This is a genomic window from Actinomycetospora aurantiaca (assembly GCF_037401875.1).
GTDB classification, from domain to species: Bacteria; Actinomycetota; Actinomycetes; order Mycobacteriales; family Pseudonocardiaceae; genus Actinomycetospora; species Actinomycetospora aurantiaca.
Map to the genome: position 1 here is coordinate 24,364 of NZ_JBBEGN010000001.1, position 17,724 is coordinate 42,087.

Below are 17,724 nucleotides of genomic sequence, written 5' to 3' on the forward strand. Positions count from 1 at the left end.
AGTGCCTCGAGGAACGACGTCCGCTCAATCAGCGTCGAGCGCCTCGTCGACCTCGTCGTCTGTCACGTCGCTAATCGCCAGATGCTCCAGCACCCGCCCGAGACGCAGTTCGTTGCGCACGCTCGCGCGCCGGAGCTCGTAGAGCGTGTCGCCGTACCCGCCCCCGACCTCGGTCAGTCGGGCCTCGACCGCCCGCAGGCGCTGCTCAAGGGTACGCAGGGACGAGGTCATGGAGCGGATCCTAGAGCCTCCGGACGCGTGCCGAACGGCCTCCGCTCGAGTCGCTCCCTCCGGCCTACACCGGCGCCCGCGCCGTCGCCGCAGGCCCATCGACGCCGGGACGACAACATCCGGCTCGTGGAGACGCAGCAGGCCAGGGACGATCGCCGGTGCCGCGATAGTTGGAGTTATCACGGTGGCCGAAGATCTTACAACGACTTCAGCTGCGTTCCACGCCCCTGCCCGTATCAAAGCTCTGCCTCGCGAGCCGCAGCACGCGATGCACGCCTCCTAGCTCAGCGGACCGAGCGCCCTTTCAGCGTCGAGCTTAATCGCCCCGGTTGGCGCCTGTTCTGGCAGAAGGTTCGGAGCAAGTTGCGAGTAGGTAGATCGTATGACCTCCTCGATGCCCGCGACGTCTGAGTTATTTTCGACGGCCGCTTGGAGCGAGTCTCCTGCAGTGATCGACCGTAGAGCAAGTACGACACCGATACTCTCGTTGAAGTCGAAGGGTTGAGCTGTTCGGCTTCGCCTCATTAGCAATGTGGGTGCAATCGACTCCGAGTGCGCCCCCACGTACGCTTGTATCTTGGTAGCCGCTTCGAGGTACTCGCCAAACGCAGTGACATTGAACTCCGACAAGGGTGGGATGAGCGTGCCTACTGCATTGTCGCGAAATCCCACCAGTGACAAGCGAGCGCTTGCCTCAACTCTACCAAGCTGCGCCTGCGCCGCGACAATCGGGAGAGTGAGTGAAGCCGAAGCGTCTAACGAGGAGACGCTGACCAAGAGACGCAGGGAGACTCCATATACGAATTCCTCGTCGGCCCTATACACGGAAGCGGAGCGACTGAATGAGCCGAGAAACACCTTCCTGTTGTAGCTCGTGGAAAGCTCTGCAACAGCGAAGCCGGCTCGCACTGCAGCGTTCCAGCTCATAGAGCTTTGCTCTTGAACCCAATCGCCAAGCTCCACTGAGGTGGGTACGTTATCGGAGCTCTCTGTGGGCGTGCCGTCCAGGCCGGCAACCACCGGTCGCGACGCCCCGATCCCCGGAACCGGAAGTATGGTCATTCGACGCCCCGCCTTATCTGGTCCGGCTGCAGGTTCTTCACCATATGACAAAGTGTCATGAAAGTTTCCTGCCTTCCGTCATTGGGCCACTCCAACGGCCTAAACCATCAACTCGTTCGGACCTGCCCACTGATTACTATGATCGAACCTCATCATTGCCGTCCGTAGCCCGCCGGCCTCGAACCCCTAGGCGAAGGAGCCATGACGCTGAGCTGTCCGCAGCATCTTCGCGACCTCCGAAGCGCTTGCAGTCGTCACAAGCGAAGGAGCTGCGTAGACGGGCGGACGCAGCGATAACAGGGGTTATCACGTCGTCTCGCCGGAGTCTCGCTTCGGTCGGTAGGCGCCCAGGTTGAGCCGTCGCTCCAACCGTTCGGTACTACATCTGCTGAGTCATCGCTTGCAACCGTTCGCTGTCAGCTCACTAGTTCTCCTTGGCAGCGGACCTAGCGTTCGTCGCGTAGGGCCCCTCGGCTCATGGTTCGGCCGGGCGGTGAAGAAGGAGCTGGTGCGGCCGTCAGCAAAGGGCAAGGACTCGGTAAGGAGCAGGTCCGACCGGGGACTACCTCAACGACAGCCCGGTCGTCTGCCTCCGTTGTCGGTCGTCCCGCTGCTTCGTCGCGGCCGACCCTATCCGCGACGAGTCCAGCTGCGTCCTGCGCCACGAGCGCACCTTCATGCGTCCGCTTCTGCCGACGTGACGTCAGTGGCGACGTGCTCATGCGGAGATGCGACACGCCGCTGACGTCACTGCGGCGACTCGGCGTCCCCGACGATGCGGCCTTTCCTTGCACTGGGTGCCAGCAGTGACGCATGGCTGGCACGACCAAAGTGCCCGAACTGAGACAAAAACTCGGTCTTGTTTCTAGTGCGACACCATGTCACGGTTATCGGTGTCCGGGGAACGCGAGGAGGCCGAACGATGACGATCGAGCAGGCGCGCGAGGAGCGTCTCGAGGACCAGGAGCCGTGGCGCGACAAGCGCCGCTACCTCTGGCCGCTGGGCACCGTGATGCCGGCGCTGCCGATCGCGGCGTACGGCCTGGTGCACGCCACCGGGCTGGAGCTGTTCTGGTGGCTCGGCCCGATCATCCTGTTCGTCGTCCTGCCGACGCTCGATCTGCTGATCGGCCGCACCAACGACAACCCGCCGGACTCCGAGCGCGCGCGCCTGGAGGCCGACAAGTACTACCGCTGGATCACCTACCTGTTCCTGCCGGTGCAGTACGTCAGCCTCGTGTTCAGCTGCTGGGTCTGGGCCACGCAGGACCTGGGTCTCCTGAGCGACATCGGGCTCGCCCTGACGATGGGCGTGGTCTCCGGGATCGCGATCAACACCGCCCACGAGCTCGGGCACAAGCGCGAGGAGAACGAGCGCTGGCTGTCCAAGATCGCGCTGGCGAGCTCCGCGTACGGCCACTTCTACGTCGAGCACAACCGGGGCCACCACGTGCGGGTCGCGACGCCCGAGGACCCGGCGAGCAGCCGTCTCGGGGAGAGCTTCTGGCTCAGCTTCCTGCCGCGCAGCGTGTGGGGCTCGCTCACCAGCAGCTGGGAGCTCGAGAAGAAGCGCTTCGCCCGCCACCAGAAGTCGCACTGGACCTGGCGCAACGACATCCTGATCGCCTGGGCCATGACCCTCGTGCTGTTCGGCGCGCTCGTCGCCGTCTTCGGCTGGGCGGTCCTGCCGTGGCTGGTGGTGCAGGCGGTCGTCGGGTTCAGCCTGCTCGAGGTCGTGAACTACCTGGAGCACTACGGCCTCAAGCGGGGCCGGCGCGAGGACGGGCGCTACGAGCGCGTCGACCCGCGGCACTCCTGGAACGCCGACCACACGGTCTCGAACCTGCTGCTCTACCAGCTGCAGCGCCACTCCGACCACCACGCGAACCCGGTCCGCCGCTACCAGACGCTGCGCCACTTCGAGGAGTCCCCGCAGCTGCCCAGCGGCTACGGGACGATGATCGTGGCCGCCGTGATCCCGCCGCTCTGGCGGGCGATCATGGACCCCAAGGTCCGCGCCCACTACGACGGCGACCTCACGCAGGCCAACGTCCTCCCGCGCAAGCGCACCCGCTACGGCGTGAGCTGAGCCCCGAGCAGGTTCCCGACGAGGGTCCGTACCCGATCCCCGGGTACGGGCCCGTCGTCGTGCTCCGCCCTCGGGTCGAGCTCCGCTCCGCTCCGTCTCACGACCGGCTCGAAGAGGGCCCGGTAGTAGAGCGGGGACAGCAGACCGTCCACCACCGCGTCCACGTCCGGCACCGCTCCCCCACGGGCCCGCTCGCGGTCGAGGATCGCCGCGATCTGCGTGCGCCGGTCGGCCGTGCAGGCGCAGGACGCGGTCTCCCCCGCGCCGATGGAGGCGCGCATGAGGGCGAGGGCGTCGGGGTCGGCGAGGTCGCGGGCCACGTCGCCGGCCCAGCGCTCCAGGTCGCCGCCGAGCCCGCCGGTGTCGGGGACCACGACGTCGCCGGTGAACCGGTGCTCCGCCACGGCCGCCAGCAGCTCGGCGACCGATCCCCAGCGCCGATAGACCGTGGTCGCGTGCACGCCCGCCCGGGTGGCGACCACCGGGATCGTCAGGTCCTCGGTGCGCACGCCTTCCGCGACGAGGTCCTCCACCGCCCGGTGCACGGCCGCCCGCACCCGGGCCGACCGGCCGCCCGGGCGGCTCCCGCTCGCATCGTTCACGCAGCCGACTCTACCTAACGCAATGATCGTTGCTGAACTCGTGCTAGCGTTGACCCGTGCAAACGCAGCGATCTGTGCGATCCGAGGATCGGACCCGGGCGCGGCTGTTCGCGGCCGTCGGCGGCATCGTCGTGCTCTTCCCGGCCGCCTCCAGCGTGCCCAGCCCGCTCTACCCGCTCTACCAGCAGCTGTTCGGTTTCTCCGCCGCGACGCTGACCGTCGTGTTCGCGGTGTACGTCCTCGGCCTGCTGGGCGCGCTGCTCGTCGTCGGGGCGCTGTCGGACCACGTCGGCCGCCGACCGGTCCTCGCGGGCGCGATCGCTCTCGAGGCCGTCTCCTTCGTCGTCTTCCTGACGGCGGGTGGGGTCCCGGCGCTGATCGTCGCGCGCGTCCTGCAGGGGATCGCGACCGGCGCCGCGATCACGACCCTCGGCGCCACCATGGTCGACCTCGCCCCCCGCGAGGCGCCGCACCGTGCCGGGATGGTCACGGGGGTCGGCACCCTGGCGGGCCTCGCCGCGGGAGCGGTCGGCGCGGGGGCACTGATCCAGCTCGCCCCGGCTCCCACGCGGCTGGTGTGGATCGTCCTGCTGGCGCTGCTCGTGGTCTCGGCGGTCGTCGTGGCCGTCCTGCCCGAGACCTCGACGCGACGGCCCGGGGTGTGGTCGTCGCTGATCCCGCGGGTCGGGGTGGCGCCCCGGCTGCGCGGCGAGGTCCTCGCGATCACCCCGGTCCTCATCACGAGCTGGGCGCTCGGCGGGCTCTACATGTCGCTCGGCCCGTCGATCGCCTCGACGCTGCTGGGGGTGCAGTCCCGGCTGGTGGGCGGCCTCGTCGTGACCCTGCTCTGCGGGACGGGAGCGCTGACCTCCTACCTGCTCCGGGACCGCCCGGTGCGCTCGCTGGTCGCGCCGGCCGCGGGACTGCTCGCGGTCGGGACGGCGGTGACGCTGGGCGGGATGGCGCTCGGGTCCGTCGTGGTCGCGGGGCTGGGCACGGTCGTCGCCGGGGTCGGGTTCGGCGCCGCGGCGCTCGCCTGCTTCGGCGTCTTCGCCGAGATCGCGGCGCCCGACGAGCGCGGGGAGCTGTTCGCGGTCGCCTACGTCATCTCCTACACCGCGTTCTCCGTGCCGGCGGTCGTCGCGGGGATCGGCGTCGGGCTCGTCGGGCTCGCGACGGCCGCCGAGGTCTACGGCGGGGTCGTCGTGGCGCTGGGCCTCGTCGCCGTCGCCATCAACGTCGTCCGGGGGACGCGTGAACCCTCCTTGACCTCGGCGGCCGGCTCTTGACCACGCCATGGGTGCGCTCACAGAGACAGGTGCGCATCACTCGACGGGGTGACAGCCCACGCACAGCCGGCTCACAGCTCGTGACCTGATCGTGACCGGGCCTCGCCGTCCGGCGAGGGATGTTCCTTCCCCCGAGAGGATCGATCATGAGCTTCCGGCTCCTCGACGCGTGCGCTCCCCCGAAGCACCGTCACCACCACCACCGCGGCTGTGGCTGCCACGAGTGCAAGCCGCAGGACTGCGCCCCCAAGCGGGAGTGCACGCCGAAGTCCTGCTGCAACGACTAGGTGACTGCGTCTCGTGAGTACTTCCGGCGGCCATAGCCGCCGGAAGTACTCACGAGCGAAGCCCATGCTGACCCTCCGGGAGATCCTCCGGCGGTTCTGGCCCTACACCCGGACCGACCGCGCGAAACTCGTCGCGGCCTTCGTCGCGATGGCCGCCTCGACGGCCTGCGACACCGCCGTCGTCACGATGTTCGCCCGCATCGTCGACGGCGCCACCGTCGCCCGGTCCATGGACGCGGTCTGGCCCTCGGCGGTCGACTGGATGGTCCTCACGGCCGTGGGCGGGGTGCTGTCGGTCGTCGGCGGGTGGCTGATGGTCGGGGCCGCGGAGCGCTTCGTCTTCCGGCTGCGGCACGAGGTCTTCGCCCACCTGCAGCGGCTCGGGCCGTCGTTCTTCTCCGGGCACCCGACCGGCGACCTGATCTCCCGGCTCTCCACCGACATCGACGGGGTCGAGGCCCTCGCCTCCTCCGGGATCGTCACGACGGTGATCGCGGTCGGCACGGCGGCCGCCTACGCCGCGGCCGCGGTGATCGTGCAGTGGCAGCTCGCGCTGATCGTCGTCGCGCTCGCCCCGCTGATGTGGCTGACGAGCCGGATCACCGGGCGCTTCACCCGCACCGCCGCGCGCACCGAGCGGGCCGCGGCCGGTGAGGTCGGCAACGCCATCCAGCAGTCGCTGCAGAACCTCCCGCTCGTGCAGGCGTACGGCACCGAGGCGGTGGAGAGCGCGCGGCTGGACCATCACGGCGAGGTCTGGTGGCGCGCCCGGGCCCGCGAGAGCCGGCTGCAGATGGTCTACGCGCCGATCACGACGATCATCCAGAGCGGTGCCCTGCTCGCCGTCCTCGTCGCCGGGGCCGCCTTCATCGCCTCGGGCGAGCTCACGGTCGGCGGGCTCTTCGGGTTCGCGGCCTACCTCGGCTACCTCTACCCGCCGCTGTCCCAGCTCGGCTCGCTGCACCTGACGATCACCTCGGCGTCGGCCTCGTGCGAGCGGCTCCTGGAGGTCCTCGACGCCGAGCCCGAGGTCGTCGACGCCGCCGACGCGGACCCCTCCCCCGTCCGTCGAGGCCGCCTGGAGCTGCGCGACCTGCGCTACGTCTACCCCGGCACCGACTCCGCCGGGCTCGACGGCGTGTCGCTCACGGTGGAACCGGGCCGGTTCGTGCTGGTCACCGGCCCCAGCGGCGCCGGGAAGTCGACGTTGACCCGGATGCTGCTGCGGTTCGTGGACCCCCAGGACGGGGCGGTGCTGCTCGACGGCGTCGACGTCCGGGACCGGACGATCGCGGCGGTGCGCGACGCGATCACGCTGCTGCCGCAGAAGCCGATGTTGTTCGACCTGACCGTCGCCGAGAACATCGCCTACGCCCGACCGGACGCGACCCGCGCCGAGGTCGAGGCGGCCGCCCGCGACGCCGGCGCGCTCGCGTTCGTCCGCGAGCTCCCGCAGGGCTTCGACACGCCCATCGGTGAGGACGGCGCGACCCTCTCCGGCGGCCAGCGCCAGCGCCTCGCCATCGCCCGGGCCCTGCTCCGGACCTCGCCGGTGCTCGTGCTCGACGAGCCCACCACCGGCCTCGACGCCCCCACTGCCCGCGCCGTCCTCGACCCGCTGAAACGCCTCTCCGGCGGGCGCACGACCATCGTCGTCAGCCACGACCTCACCCCCGCCCGGGACGCCGACCTCGTCGTCGTCCTCGACGCCGGCCGCATCGTCGCGCGTGGGCGCCACCACGAGTTGCTCGCCCGCCCCGGCGTCTACGCCGACCTCTGGGCGGCGCAGCAGGGGGCCCTTCCCGACGACGGGCCGGTGCCGGTCCCGGCTCCGCCGCGCCCGGTACCCGTGCCGCCGCGCCGTCCCGTCGAGGTCGTCCCCGACGCCGTCACGAACCCGCTGCGCCTGCTCGCCCTCGCCGCGGCGGAGGCCGCCGTCACCGCCCGCACCGCCGTGAGTGGCCGTGCGAGCAATGCGGCACTGCTTGCACCCAGTGCCAGGGAATCCGGCACCGTCGCGCCGCCGCCTCCGGGCCACCCGACGCCCCGTCGTCCGCGTCACGGCGCCCCACCCCCGGACCCACGACCGGGCCGTTCGTCACGCTCTTCGGTGACGAACGGCCCGCTCGTGACGCCGCGGGGCCCCGTACCCGGCCCGCGCGGCCCGGCGTCGGGGCCGCAGCCGTCGTCGGGACGGCACGACGCCGGCGCCCCGCGCCGCCGGACCGTCGCCGACCTCGTCGGCGGCCGCCCGGGCGCGCCGTCGCACCGGCGCCCGGACCCCGGCCCGTGACCGACCGCCGAAATCCTCGGGCGCGACCGCGGGCGGAGCGGGTACAGGAACCGGGTGAGCTCTGAACCCCTCGAGGGCTACGTCCCCGCCCATCTCCGTGACGACCTGGTCGACGAGGCGCCCCCGTGGCCGGCGAACGAGGTCGTGCCCGGTCTCTGGCAGTCCGGCCACCCCAGCCCCGGCGAGCCGTGGGACGCCGTCTTCGACCTCTCCGGCGAGGAGCCCCCGCTCGAGGACGTGGAGTTCTACGTCCACTGGCTCATCGAGGACGGCCCGAAGCCCGACCGCGAGACGTTGGTCGCGCTGGCCGACCTGGTGCGCTCGATGCGGGCGTCCGGCAAGCGGGTGCTGATCCACTGCGCAGCGGGGATGAACCGGTCCGGCCTGCTCTCCGCGGCGTCGCTGATCCGCGACGGCCACACCCCGGACGACGCGATCGCCGCCGTCCGCGAGGCCCGGCACGGCGCGCTGAACAACCCGGAGTTCCTGGAGCTGCTCTACGAGCTCTGACGCCAGGCCGGGGCCGACGACCCGCGCGCGTCCAGCACCGGGTCGTAGGACCCGGGCGTCACCGACATGTCCACCTGGTCGGTGACGCCCTGGTAGTCGCCCATCGGCGTCGCGGCGGTGAAGGTCTCGGGGTCCAGGTACTCGTGCTCCCCGGCCGACCCGGCCGCCGAGTGCGCCCACTCCTTCTCGAAGATCCCCAGCGACAGGATCCACAGCGCGACCCGCGTCAGCGACACGTGCACGTGGTACGAGCCGCCCTCGTCCGCCCGCCGGCGCAGCGCCGCCGCCACCCCCGCCTGGGCGAGCCACGGGACGATGTAGTCGTTGACCACCAGGATCGGCGGGAGCCGGGGCCGGTCGGGCGACCCCTCCAGCAGCATCATCCCGGTCACCGACCCGGCCGACTGGTCGAAGCCGGGCCGCCCGGCCCAGGGTCCGGTCAGCCCGTGCAGCGACACCGTCACCGAGATCAGCCCCGGGTGCTCGGCGCCCACCTCCTGCGGGGTCAGCCCGGCCTCGGCCAGGAACTGCTGCCGCCGGTTGTGGAAGAAGACGTCGGCGCCGGAGAGCAGGTCGGCGAGCACGGCGCGGTCGGCGCGCGGGTCGAGCCAGGCCGAGCGCATCCCGACGTTCGCCGACGCGTACGTCGACTCGTGCTCCCCCTCCCCGGGCCGCCACAGGTTGAGCACGTCCGCGCCGTGCAGGGCGAAGGACCGCCCGAACCCCGCGCCCGCGATCACGTGCCCCATGCCGAGCGCCCGCAGCCCGTCGAACGGCGCGTTCCCGACGGCGGGCAGGGGCTGCGGATCCGAGTCCGCCACCTTCGTGACCTCGATCAGCGGGAGGTCGGCGAGGTGCGGGTACTGCTCGGAGGCGAGGAACTCGGGCAGGGAGCGCACCATCGGCATGACGACGCCGGCCTCCGCGGCCGCCGCCTCGAGCTCCAGCGCCGTCCATTCCCCGATCGCGGCCGCGACCCGCTCCTTCGTCAGCGGCACGCCGAGCAGCTCCTGGGCGCGGGTGCGCAGGCCCGCGTACATGTTCTGCGGCATCACCCAGCGGTCGTCGGCGCACCGGAAGAACGAGAACCCCATGGCGTTGCCGGTCTCCAGCGACGACCCCACCGGGTAGCGCCCCAGCCGCTCCCACGTGCGGTCGTAGAACGGGCAGAGCCGGTGCGGGGCGCGGCGCAGGTCGACGTGCACGTCCTGGCCGGGCCCGCCGCGCCACCGGTGCACCGCGGCGGCGGCCACCGACTTCGCGAGCAGCCCGACGGTCGCCGCCCCGCCGACGCGCATCGGGGAGGGCACGACCGGATCGGCACCCGTCGTCGTGATGGCCCCGCCGGCGTCCGCCGCCGAGAGCCCGACCCCGCCGAGGACCGTCTCCAGCTCCCCGAGCAGGTCGAACGGCTCGTCGGAGGCGACCGGGTGCGCCCACGCGCGCTCCAGCCGCTGCGTCAGGGTCACGGCAGCAGCTCCTCGGGGACGTCGACGTGCCGGGCGCGGAGGAACTCGGCGACGGCCTTGCCCGCGATGTCCGGGCGGCCGTTCGACGAGGCACCCTTCCCCAGGATCCCGTGGATCACCAGGTGCACGGCGCGCAGGCCGGGGAACTCGTGGCGCTCGATCTCCACGCCCGGGTAGACCTCGGCGATCCAATCGGTGGTGATCGCAGCGCGCAGCCAGTTCCACGCCGCGTCGGACGTCCCGCGCGGCCAGAACCCGACGTTGGAGTTGCCGCCCTTGTCCCCGCACCGGCCGTGCGCGACGAGCCCGAGCGGGGCACGCCTCCCTATCGGCGTGCTCGTTGCTCTGTCGTGAGAGGAGCCGCTCGCGGCCGGCACGGACGGCGGCTGCCCTCGGAACTCCGCGCGCACCGGCGTGTCCTTCACCGGCACGCGGCTGCCGTCGGCGAGGACGACCTCGTGGTGCAGGGCCCCGGTCGGCACGAGCGTCGGCCAGTACTCGACGACGGGGTTCGCGACCCGGAGCGGGTTGACGTAGAGCCCCGGGTAGCCGGGCAGGAACAGGCCGGTCAGCGGGGCGATGAAGCGTTCGGCGCCGACCTGGCCGCGGTCCCGGGCCTGCGCGGTCACGAGGATCTGCTGGGCGGCGGCCCACTGGTCGCGGGGGTCCTCCACGGGCGTGCCGATCCGGTCGACGCGGAGCAGGGAGAGGTCGAGCGGCGCGGTGATCCGGTCGACGTGGGTGCGCAGGAGGTCCGCCTTGGCCTCGAGGTCGAGTCCGGTGGCGTAGAAGGAGACGCTCGACTCGAACCCGCCGGGCGCGGTGATCGCGAGCTTGGTCGTCGGGCTCGGCGGGGTGCCGCGGACGCCGCTCAGCAGGACCCGGTCCGGCCCCTCCTGCGTGACGACGACGTCGGCGAGGTCGACCGTGACGTCCGGGTTGAGGTAGGTCGGCCCCTGGATCTCGTAGAGCAGCTGCGCGGTGACGGTGTCGGTGGTGACGGTGCCGCCCGCGTCGTCGTGCTTGGTGATCACCGCGGTGCCGTCGGCGGCGATCTCGGCGATTGGGTAGCCGAGGTCGTCGACGCGCGGGACCTCGGTGAACCCGGAGAAGTTGCCGCCGGTGGCCTGCGGCCCGCACTCGATGACGTGGGCCGCGGCCACCGCGCCGGCCAGCGCGTCCCAGTCCTCGAGGCCCCAGCCGTGCCACCAGGCGGCCACCCCGGTCGTCAGGGAGGCGTCCGTGACGCGGCCCGTGATCACGACGTCGGCGCCCGCGCCCAGCGCCGCGGTGATGCCCCAGCCACCGAGGTAGGCGTTGGCGGTGCCCGGGTCGTGGCCCCACTCCGCGAGCGGCCGGCCGTCGTCGAGGTGCTCCAGGGCCCCGAACTCACCGAGGCGGCCGAGGACGTCGTCCCCCTCGACGTGGGCGACGACGAGGGCGTGGCCGCGCTCGGCGAGCACGCGGCGGCACTCGTCGGCGAGGCCGGCCGGGTTCAGCCCACCCGCGTCCACGACCAGCTTCGCCCCGCGCTCCACCAGCAGGTCCACACCGTCGGTGAACTGGGCGAGGAAGGAGCGGGCGTAGCCGAGCGCGGGGTCCTTCGTGCGTTCGAGCGCCAGCTGCCGCAGCGTCGGCTCGGCCAGGTAATCCCCGGTGACCACGTCGACGGGACCCGCCAGCGCGTCCCGCAGACCGGAGGACCGGTCCCACAACCACCCGGCACAGTTAGCAATGCGAACGGCCGCCATGGTGATCACCCTAGCGGCGCGGCAGCAGTCCGTCCGGGGTCGGCAGCCCGCTGAGCCGCAGGATCAGGGCGAAGCGGGCGCGCAGGTCGTCGACCTCCAGCGGGCGCAGGCGGCACTGGAACCCGATCAGCGTGTCCAGGGCCAGCGACGCGACCTGCTCGCCCTGGCCGGGCAGCACCTCGTCGGCGCACTCGGCGACCGCGGCCCTCCGGGCGTCGTCCACCCGCCGCTGCACCACCGCGACCCGCGGGTCGACGTGCGCCCACGCGCGGATCGCGGCCTCGGCCTCGTGCGGGAACGTCAGCGCGAGGTGGGTGAGCAGCGACAGCCGCTGGACCGCGTCCGCCTCGCGGCCCGCCGCCTCCACGAGCCGCGCCGTCTCGGTGGTCTCCCAGTGCTCGAGCAGGGCCGCGACGAACCCGTCCCAGCCCTCGAAGTGGTGGTAGAACGAGCCGGTCGTGACGCCGACGGCCCGACACAGCGGCGCCAGCCGCAGGCCGGGGCGGGGGCGGGCGCCCTCCGACCCGTCGTCGTGACCGGCCGCGAGCAGGCGCAGGGCCGCGTCGAAGAACCCGTCCCGGGTGGCCTGGCCCATGCGGCCATCCTGACACGGGCCGGGCCCTTCCCGGTCAGACGGTCAGGCCGTCCGTGTACAGCGATGAAGCTGCGCGCAACCACATGGCGCGCCGCTCGTCGGAGTCCGGCTCGGGGTAGCGCTCGCAGACGTGGGATCGTCCGCCGTCGTCCTCGGACGGCCCCCACACCTCGGCGTACTCGAACGACCCGTCCGCCCCGGTGGCCACGAGCGCGTGCGCGATGGCGACCGCGTCGTCGTGGGTCGGGCAGAACGCCACGGTGCGCCAGCCGGACTCCTCCTCCGACGGCGGGGGCGGCGGCTGCCAGCCCCGCACCTCCCAGCAGTGGGACGGAGGCGCGGGCACGACGTGCTTGCGCTCGGACATGGGTCGGTCGGACATGGTGGTCACCTCGGAGCCGATAGTTGCGTAGCTCCGGCATACACCTGTGGCCGCGCGCCGACCACGGGACGTTCTGCGCCATCCGCCCAGGTCAGCGCGTTTCGGACGGTGATCCGGGGAACATCACCCGGCGGCGCCCCACCGCCACTCGGCGGCGTCGACGACGTCGAGGCCGAGTCCCTCGGCGCACTCCCGCACCGGGGCGCTCGCGGCCACGACGAGCGCCATCCAGACCGGGTAGCGCTCCCGCTGGCGCAGCGCGACCTGCTCCTGCCCGGCGATCAGCAGACCCGGCAGCGGGGGCCGGCACCAGCAGCGGGACAGGTCCGGGGTGGGGGCCTCCGGGTCGTGCGGGCAGTGGACCAGCGTGTCGAACGGGTTGCCCGCCCGCTCGTGGACCGTCCAGAGCAGGCGGACCGCCACGTCCTCGGCGAGCTCCCCGCGCGCCACGCCCGGCAGGTGCGCGAACCCGACGACCCGCCCGCCCCCGGCCTTCCACAGCCGCAGCCGCTCGACGGCGTCGAGGTGGACCTCGACGTCGAGCGGGCCCTTGTACGGCCGGCCGAGGTCCTCCTCGGTCCGGCGCACGGCGTCCAGCTCGACGAAGAGCATCGGGATCTGGGGGGCGGACAGGACGCTCACGCGCCCATCCTCGTCGATCAGACCCCGACGGGCGTGTGCGCGGCCTCCTTCAGCAGCGGCTTCACGCGCTCGCCGAACTTGGTGACGCCGTCCACGAAGTCCGGCCAGGTCAGCAGCGCGCCGTCGATCCCGGTGGTCACCGCGATCTCGTCGAGCTGCGCGGCGACCCGCTCGTAGGAACCCTTGATCACCGGCAGCGACAGGAACGCCATGTTGCCCTCGGCGGCCGGGCGCTCCAACGAGGCGAGCAACTGGGCCGAGGTGCCGTCGGGGTTCGTGTCGAGCGAGGCACCCGTCGTCATGACGCTGATCGCCTCGAGGTCCGCGTTCGCGACGATGTGGTCGCAGAGCGCGTCCGCCGCCTCGTCGGTCTCCTCGGCGATGATGCAGTAGAGCGCGAACGTGCCGACGTCGCGACCCTCGCCCGTGCCCAGCTCCTTCACCCCGGTCGCGATCGACCCGACCTTCGAGCGCTCGGCCATGATGAAGTTCCGGTCCCCGTACCTCGCGGTGAACGCCTGGCCGGCGGGCGACTGCCCGGCGCAGACCACCGTCGGGGTGTGCAGCGGCTTCGGGCGCATGTCGGCCTCGTCGAAGTCGAAGAACTCGCCGTGGAAGGTCGTCGGGCCCTCGCTCCAGAGCGCCCGCAGCACCTGGACGTACTCGGCGGCGAACTCGTAGCGGCGGTTGAAGTAGTCGTCGCCGGGCCACAGCCCCATCTGCGTGTACTCCGGCTTGTTCCACCCGGTGACGATGTTGAGCCCGCAGCGACCGCCGGAGATCTCGTCGATCGTCGCCACCATGCGTGCGGCCATGATCGGGTGCGTCGCGAGGGTGGTCACCGAGGGGTAGAGCCCGATCCGCTCGGTCACGGCCGCGAGCCCGCCGAACAGCGTGAACGACTCCAGGCACTCGCCCCAGAAGTCGCTCGGTCCGCCGGTGCCGCGGTGCTTCATCATCGACAGGACGAAGTCGAGCCCCTGACGCTCGGCCTCCTGCGTGATCGCGACGTTGTGCGCGAAGCTCGGCCGGTACAACGGGCTGCCGGTGGAGATGATGTAGCCGTTGGTCGCGTTCGGGATGAAGACGCCGTACTGCATTACCGGTGACCTCCGAGATGGGTGAGGGCTTCGGGAAGTCCGACGACGTCGGCGTACTTCGCGTCCAGGTCGGCCAGGTTGTTCTCGTGCAGCGCGTCGCTGCGGTCGCCGCAGGCCTCCGTCACGACGACGGGTCGGAAGCCCTCGGCGAGCGCGTCGGTCGCGGTGGCGCGCACGCAGCCCGAGGTGGAGACGCCGGCGACGACGACCGTGTCCACGCCCTGCGCCCGCAGCGTCCCGGCCAGCGACGTCCCGGCGAACGACGAGGCGTGCTGCTTGACGAGCAGGGCGTCGTCGGCCGCGGGTGCGAGCGCGAGCTCGCCCCACCCGCCGTCGGCACCCTCGGCGAAGCAGGCGAGGGCGGGCACCTTCGCCGTGAAGAACCCGCCGTCGGAGAGGTCCGGGGCGTAGCGCACGACGGTCCAGACGACGGGGACCGCCGCCTGCCTTGCCGCCGCGACCAGGTCCGCCGTCGCGGCGAGGACGCGGTCCTGGTGGCCGTCGAGGAAGAACGGGCCGCCGGGCTCGGTGTACGCGCGGACCAGGTCCACGACGACGAGGGCAGGGCTGCTCCCCCACCCGAGCCGGCCGGCGAAGTTCGTCCCGTGCGGATTGCTCATCGGCTCCTCACCATCACCGCGCGCGCGTTGCCGATGTGGCTGCGCATCACCGAGGACGCCCAGTCCGCGTCGCCGGCGCGCATCGCGGCGACGATCTCGGCGTGGTGGGCGAGGCTGCGGGCCAGCGACGCCGGGTCGTAGGTGTGGAAGGTGCGCAGGACGACGGGGGTGTGCACCACGTTGCTGAGCGCGGCCGACAGCGCCGGGGCGTCGGCCGTCGTCAGCAGCCGCGCGTGGAAGTCGCGGTTGAGCGGCACGATCGCGTCGAGGTCCTGGTCGGGGCCGGGCGCGCCGACCTCGAGCATCCGGCGGGCGAGGTCGTCCAGGACATCCAGGTCCTCCGCCGTGGCCCGGGTGGCGGCCCGGGCGGTCGCCCGCGGTTCGAGGGAGAGCCGGACGTCGAAGATGCCGTCGAGGTCCTCGGGCGAGAGCCGGACGACGCGGGCGCCCCGGTGCGGCAGCACCTCCACCAGGCCCTCCGCGGCGAGCCGGGAGAGCGCCTCGCGCACGGGGGTCCGCGAGACGCCCAGCCGCTCCGCGAGCTCGACCTCGCCGAGGTGGGCGCCCGGTGCCAGGTCGCCGCGCAGGATCGACTCGCGGAGCGCGACGTGCGCGCGTCCCGTGGTCGTCGTCATGCACCCTCCCGCGGTGTTGTACGCAACGTAGGGTTCCGGGCAGCATCTGACCAGCTTCCAGCGCAAGTTTGTACACAACGAGAGGACGGGTCATGGCCGACCTGCTCAGTCACCCCACCGGCCGACGGGCCCGGCTGCGGAGCCTGCTCGACTCCGGGCGGCCCGTCGTCGCGCCCGGCGCCTACGACGCGCTGACCGCGCGGCTCGTCGAGCAGGCCGGGTTCGACGTCGTCTACATGACCGGCTTCGGGACGACGGCGGGTCTGCTCGGCCGCCCGGACGTGGGGCTGCTGGGGCAGGCCGAGATGGTCGACAACGCCCGCCGGATGGTGTCGACGGTCGACGTGCCGCTGATCGCGGACGCCGACACCGGCTACGGCAACCCGATCAACGTCATCCGCACCGTGCGGGAGTACGAGCAGGCGGGCGTCGCGGGGCTGCACCTGGAGGACCAGGTGATGCCGAAGAAGTGCGGACACCTGGCGGGCAAGCAGGTCGTGCCGCTGGAGGAGATGACCGCGAAGATCCGGGCGGCGGTGGACGCCCGGACCGACCCCGACCTGGTGCTGATCGCGCGGACCGACGTCGGTCAGGTGTCCGGGGTCGACGCGGCGATCGACCGGGCCCGGGCGTTCGCCGAGGCCGGCGCGGACGTGCTGTTCGTCGAGGCCCCGACCTCCGGCGACGACCTGGAGAAGGTCGCCTCCGAGCTCTCCGGGTACAAGCTGGTCTTCAACGGCGCCGAGGGTGGGCGGACCCCGCTGCCGCCCCTGTCGCGGCTGACGGACCTGGGCTTCGCGCTCGTGCTCTACCCGGTCTCGACGCTGCTGGCGGCGGCCTCGGGGGTGCGGCAGATGCTGGAGCACCTGGCGAAGGAGGGCTCTCCCACGGGCGCCCTGGAGCAGTTGGACGTGCCCGGCCTCGACGCGTTCACCGAGATCGTCGGGATCACCGAGATCCGGGAACTGGAGGAGCGCTACCGGTAGCTGCCCGTCAGCCCAGCGCACCTCGCATCCGGTCGATCTCGGCCTGCTGGGTGAGCGTCAACGTCCGCGCGAACTCGGTCAGCGCACCGCCGGGGTAGTCCCGCGCCATCGTGAGCGCACCCTCGTGGTGGGCGATCATCGTGCGGAGCCAGAGTCGGTCGAAGGCCGGTCCCGACGAGGTCCGGAGCGCCTCGAGCGTCGGGGCGTCCGCCATGCCCGCCATCGCGTGCATCGGCATCGGGGGCGGTCCGCCGCGGAGGTTGAGGAAGCCCTGGAGCTGGCCGACCTCCTCGACCTGGTCGCGGTCGATGCGGAACGCGAGGTCGGTGACGGTCGGGTCCGTGGTGCGCCCGGCGACGAGAGCGGAGAGCTCCAGCGCCTGCTCGTGGTGCGGGATCATCATCGACGCGAACTGCACGTCCGGGTCGGGGGCCGCCGGGGCGGGCGCGGGAGCCGCCGCACATCCCGCCGTCAGGAACACGAGGACGAGCAACCGGAGCACGCGGGCCAGCCTCCCTGATCACGTGTGAGCGCGCCGTGCTGGTGCGCGAACCACCCAGGGTGTACGCAACGAGACGTGACCTCCACGATCGACATGTCCCACGTCGCCAAGCGCTGGGGCTGGATCCTCGCCGACGGCATCCTCGGCGTCGTCGTCGGCCTGATCGCCCTCGTCTTCCCGATCGCCACGGTCCTCGTGCTCGCGATCTTCCTGGGGATCGGCCTGCTCATCTCCGGCATCATCGAGGCGACCGTGGCCCTGCGCGTGCAGCACGGCGCGCCGGGCCGGTGGTGGGTGGCGATCTTCGGGATCATCACCGCGCTCGCCGGCATCCTGGTGATCTTCTTCCCGGGCACGGGCGTGACGATCATGGTCGTCGGCCTGCTGCTGTGGTTCCTCTTCGCCGGGATCAACGACCTGTTCGTCGCCGCGCGCTCGAAGGAGCACCGCGGCTGGAACATCGGCATGGGCGTGCTCGCCCTGCTGGCCGCGATGGTCCTGCTGTTCTCGCCCGGAGCCGCCGTCGGGACGATCGCGCTGCTCGCCGGGTTCGGCTTCCTGCTGCGCGGCGCGTCGGAGATCGGTCTCGCCCTCAGCCTGCGGCGCTCCTCGCGCTGAGGCGCCGGGCCGGAAACGTACGAACGGGCCGTTCGTCACGGTAGATCGTGACGAACGGCCC

The 17,724-nt window shown here is 72.1% G+C and carries 18 protein-coding genes; 7 read left to right on the plus strand and 11 right to left on the minus strand.

Features of this window, described 5'->3' with window-relative positions:
• Positions 1 to 24: 24 nt before the first annotated feature.
• Positions 25 to 231: a hypothetical protein gene (locus WCD74_RS00105; RefSeq protein WP_337692769.1), complete on the minus strand. Its 207-nt coding sequence runs from the start codon at positions 229 to 231 to the stop codon at positions 25 to 27.
• Positions 232 to 2,215: 1,984 nt separating this feature from the next.
• Here WCD74_RS00105 and WCD74_RS00110 point away from each other — a divergent pair.
• The gene (locus WCD74_RS00110; protein ID WP_337692770.1) at positions 2,216 to 3,382 is read left to right on the plus strand and encodes an alkane 1-monooxygenase; all 1,167 of its coding nucleotides are present in this window, start codon (positions 2,216 to 2,218) and stop codon (positions 3,380 to 3,382) included.
• On the opposite strand, the gene WCD74_RS00115 is transcribed toward WCD74_RS00110, so the two are convergent.
• The gene (locus WCD74_RS00115; protein WP_337692771.1) at positions 3,367 to 3,984 is read right to left on the minus strand and encodes a TetR-like C-terminal domain-containing protein; all 618 of its coding nucleotides are present in this window, start codon (positions 3,982 to 3,984) and stop codon (positions 3,367 to 3,369) included. The two genes, WCD74_RS00110 and WCD74_RS00115, sit on opposite strands and share 16 nt — an antisense overlap.
• Before the next feature lie 74 nt (positions 3,985 to 4,058).
• Between WCD74_RS00115 and WCD74_RS00120 the strand changes: the two genes are divergently transcribed.
• The 4 genes from WCD74_RS00120 (at position 4,059) to WCD74_RS00135 (ending at position 8,363) form a co-directional block, all read left to right on the plus strand.
• A complete protein-coding gene (locus WCD74_RS00120; RefSeq protein WP_337692772.1) occupies positions 4,059 to 5,273 on the plus strand; it encodes an MFS transporter in 1,215 nt (404 codons plus the stop codon).
• Between the two features lie 146 nt (positions 5,274 to 5,419).
• Positions 5,420 to 5,560, plus strand: coding sequence for a hypothetical protein (locus WCD74_RS00125; RefSeq protein ID WP_337692774.1), 141 nt, complete (start codon positions 5,420 to 5,422; stop codon positions 5,558 to 5,560).
• A gap of 64 nt (positions 5,561 to 5,624) precedes the next feature.
• Positions 5,625 to 7,853: an ABC transporter ATP-binding protein gene (locus WCD74_RS00130; protein ID WP_337692775.1), complete on the plus strand. Its 2,229-nt coding sequence runs from the start codon at positions 5,625 to 5,627 to the stop codon at positions 7,851 to 7,853.
• A 54-nt stretch (positions 7,854 to 7,907) separates the two neighbouring features.
• Positions 7,908 to 8,363 (plus strand): protein-tyrosine phosphatase family protein, encoded by a 456-nt coding sequence (locus WCD74_RS00135; RefSeq protein WP_337692776.1) that lies wholly within the window; start codon positions 7,908 to 7,910, stop codon positions 8,361 to 8,363.
• On the opposite strand, the gene WCD74_RS00140 is transcribed toward WCD74_RS00135, so the two are convergent.
• From WCD74_RS00140 to WCD74_RS00175, 8 genes are all read right to left on the minus strand, one after another.
• Positions 8,351 to 9,832 carry a CoA transferase gene (locus WCD74_RS00140; RefSeq protein WP_337692777.1) on the minus strand — a complete coding sequence of 494 codons (1,482 nt, stop codon included), beginning with the start codon at positions 9,830 to 9,832 and terminating at the stop codon, positions 8,351 to 8,353. The two genes, WCD74_RS00135 and WCD74_RS00140, sit on opposite strands and share 13 nt — an antisense overlap.
• Entirely contained in the window at positions 9,829 to 11,583 is a 1,755-nt protein-coding gene (locus tag WCD74_RS00145; RefSeq protein WP_337692778.1) for an acyclic terpene utilization AtuA family protein, read from the minus strand. The genes WCD74_RS00140 and WCD74_RS00145 overlap by 4 nt, the downstream gene beginning before the upstream one ends.
• Before the next feature lie 10 nt (positions 11,584 to 11,593).
• Positions 11,594 to 12,178 carry a TetR/AcrR family transcriptional regulator gene (locus WCD74_RS00150; protein WP_337692779.1) on the minus strand — a complete coding sequence of 195 codons (585 nt, stop codon included), beginning with the start codon at positions 12,176 to 12,178 and terminating at the stop codon, positions 11,594 to 11,596.
• A 34-nt stretch (positions 12,179 to 12,212) separates the two neighbouring features.
• Positions 12,213 to 12,560 carry a hypothetical protein gene (locus WCD74_RS00155; protein ID WP_337692780.1) on the minus strand — a complete coding sequence of 116 codons (348 nt, stop codon included), beginning with the start codon at positions 12,558 to 12,560 and terminating at the stop codon, positions 12,213 to 12,215.
• 123 nt (positions 12,561 to 12,683) lie between these two features.
• Positions 12,684 to 13,202, minus strand: a complete 519-nt coding sequence (locus WCD74_RS00160; protein ID WP_337692781.1) for an HAD family hydrolase — start codon at positions 13,200 to 13,202, stop codon at positions 12,684 to 12,686.
• A gap of 17 nt (positions 13,203 to 13,219) precedes the next feature.
• Entirely contained in the window at positions 13,220 to 14,302 is a 1,083-nt protein-coding gene (locus WCD74_RS00165) for an LLM class flavin-dependent oxidoreductase (protein WP_337692782.1), read from the minus strand.
• Positions 14,302 to 14,922, minus strand: a complete 621-nt coding sequence (locus WCD74_RS00170; RefSeq protein ID WP_337692783.1) for an isochorismatase family protein — start codon at positions 14,920 to 14,922, stop codon at positions 14,302 to 14,304. Before WCD74_RS00170 ends, WCD74_RS00165 begins: the two co-directional genes overlap by 1 nt.
• Complete coding sequence (locus tag WCD74_RS00175; RefSeq protein WP_337692784.1) at positions 14,919 to 15,557, minus strand: GntR family transcriptional regulator; 639 nt, start codon at positions 15,555 to 15,557, stop codon at positions 14,919 to 14,921. Before WCD74_RS00175 ends, WCD74_RS00170 begins: the two co-directional genes overlap by 4 nt.
• Positions 15,558 to 15,649: 92 nt before the next feature.
• Here WCD74_RS00175 and WCD74_RS00180 point away from each other — a divergent pair, with 92 nt between their 5' ends.
• Positions 15,650 to 16,543 carry an isocitrate lyase/PEP mutase family protein gene (locus WCD74_RS00180; RefSeq protein ID WP_337692785.1) on the plus strand — a complete coding sequence of 298 codons (894 nt, stop codon included), beginning with the start codon at positions 15,650 to 15,652 and terminating at the stop codon, positions 16,541 to 16,543.
• 7 nt (positions 16,544 to 16,550) lie between these two features.
• Here the strand turns inward: WCD74_RS00180 and WCD74_RS00185 are convergent, their stop codons facing one another.
• Positions 16,551 to 17,045, minus strand: a complete 495-nt coding sequence (locus WCD74_RS00185) for a DUF305 domain-containing protein (protein ID WP_337692786.1) — start codon at positions 17,043 to 17,045, stop codon at positions 16,551 to 16,553.
• 75 nt (positions 17,046 to 17,120) lie between these two features.
• Between WCD74_RS00185 and WCD74_RS00190 the strand changes: the two genes are divergently transcribed.
• Positions 17,121 to 17,663, plus strand: coding sequence for an HdeD family acid-resistance protein (locus tag WCD74_RS00190; RefSeq protein ID WP_337692787.1), 543 nt, complete (start codon positions 17,121 to 17,123; stop codon positions 17,661 to 17,663).
• The last annotated feature ends 61 nt before the right edge of the window (positions 17,664 to 17,724 follow it).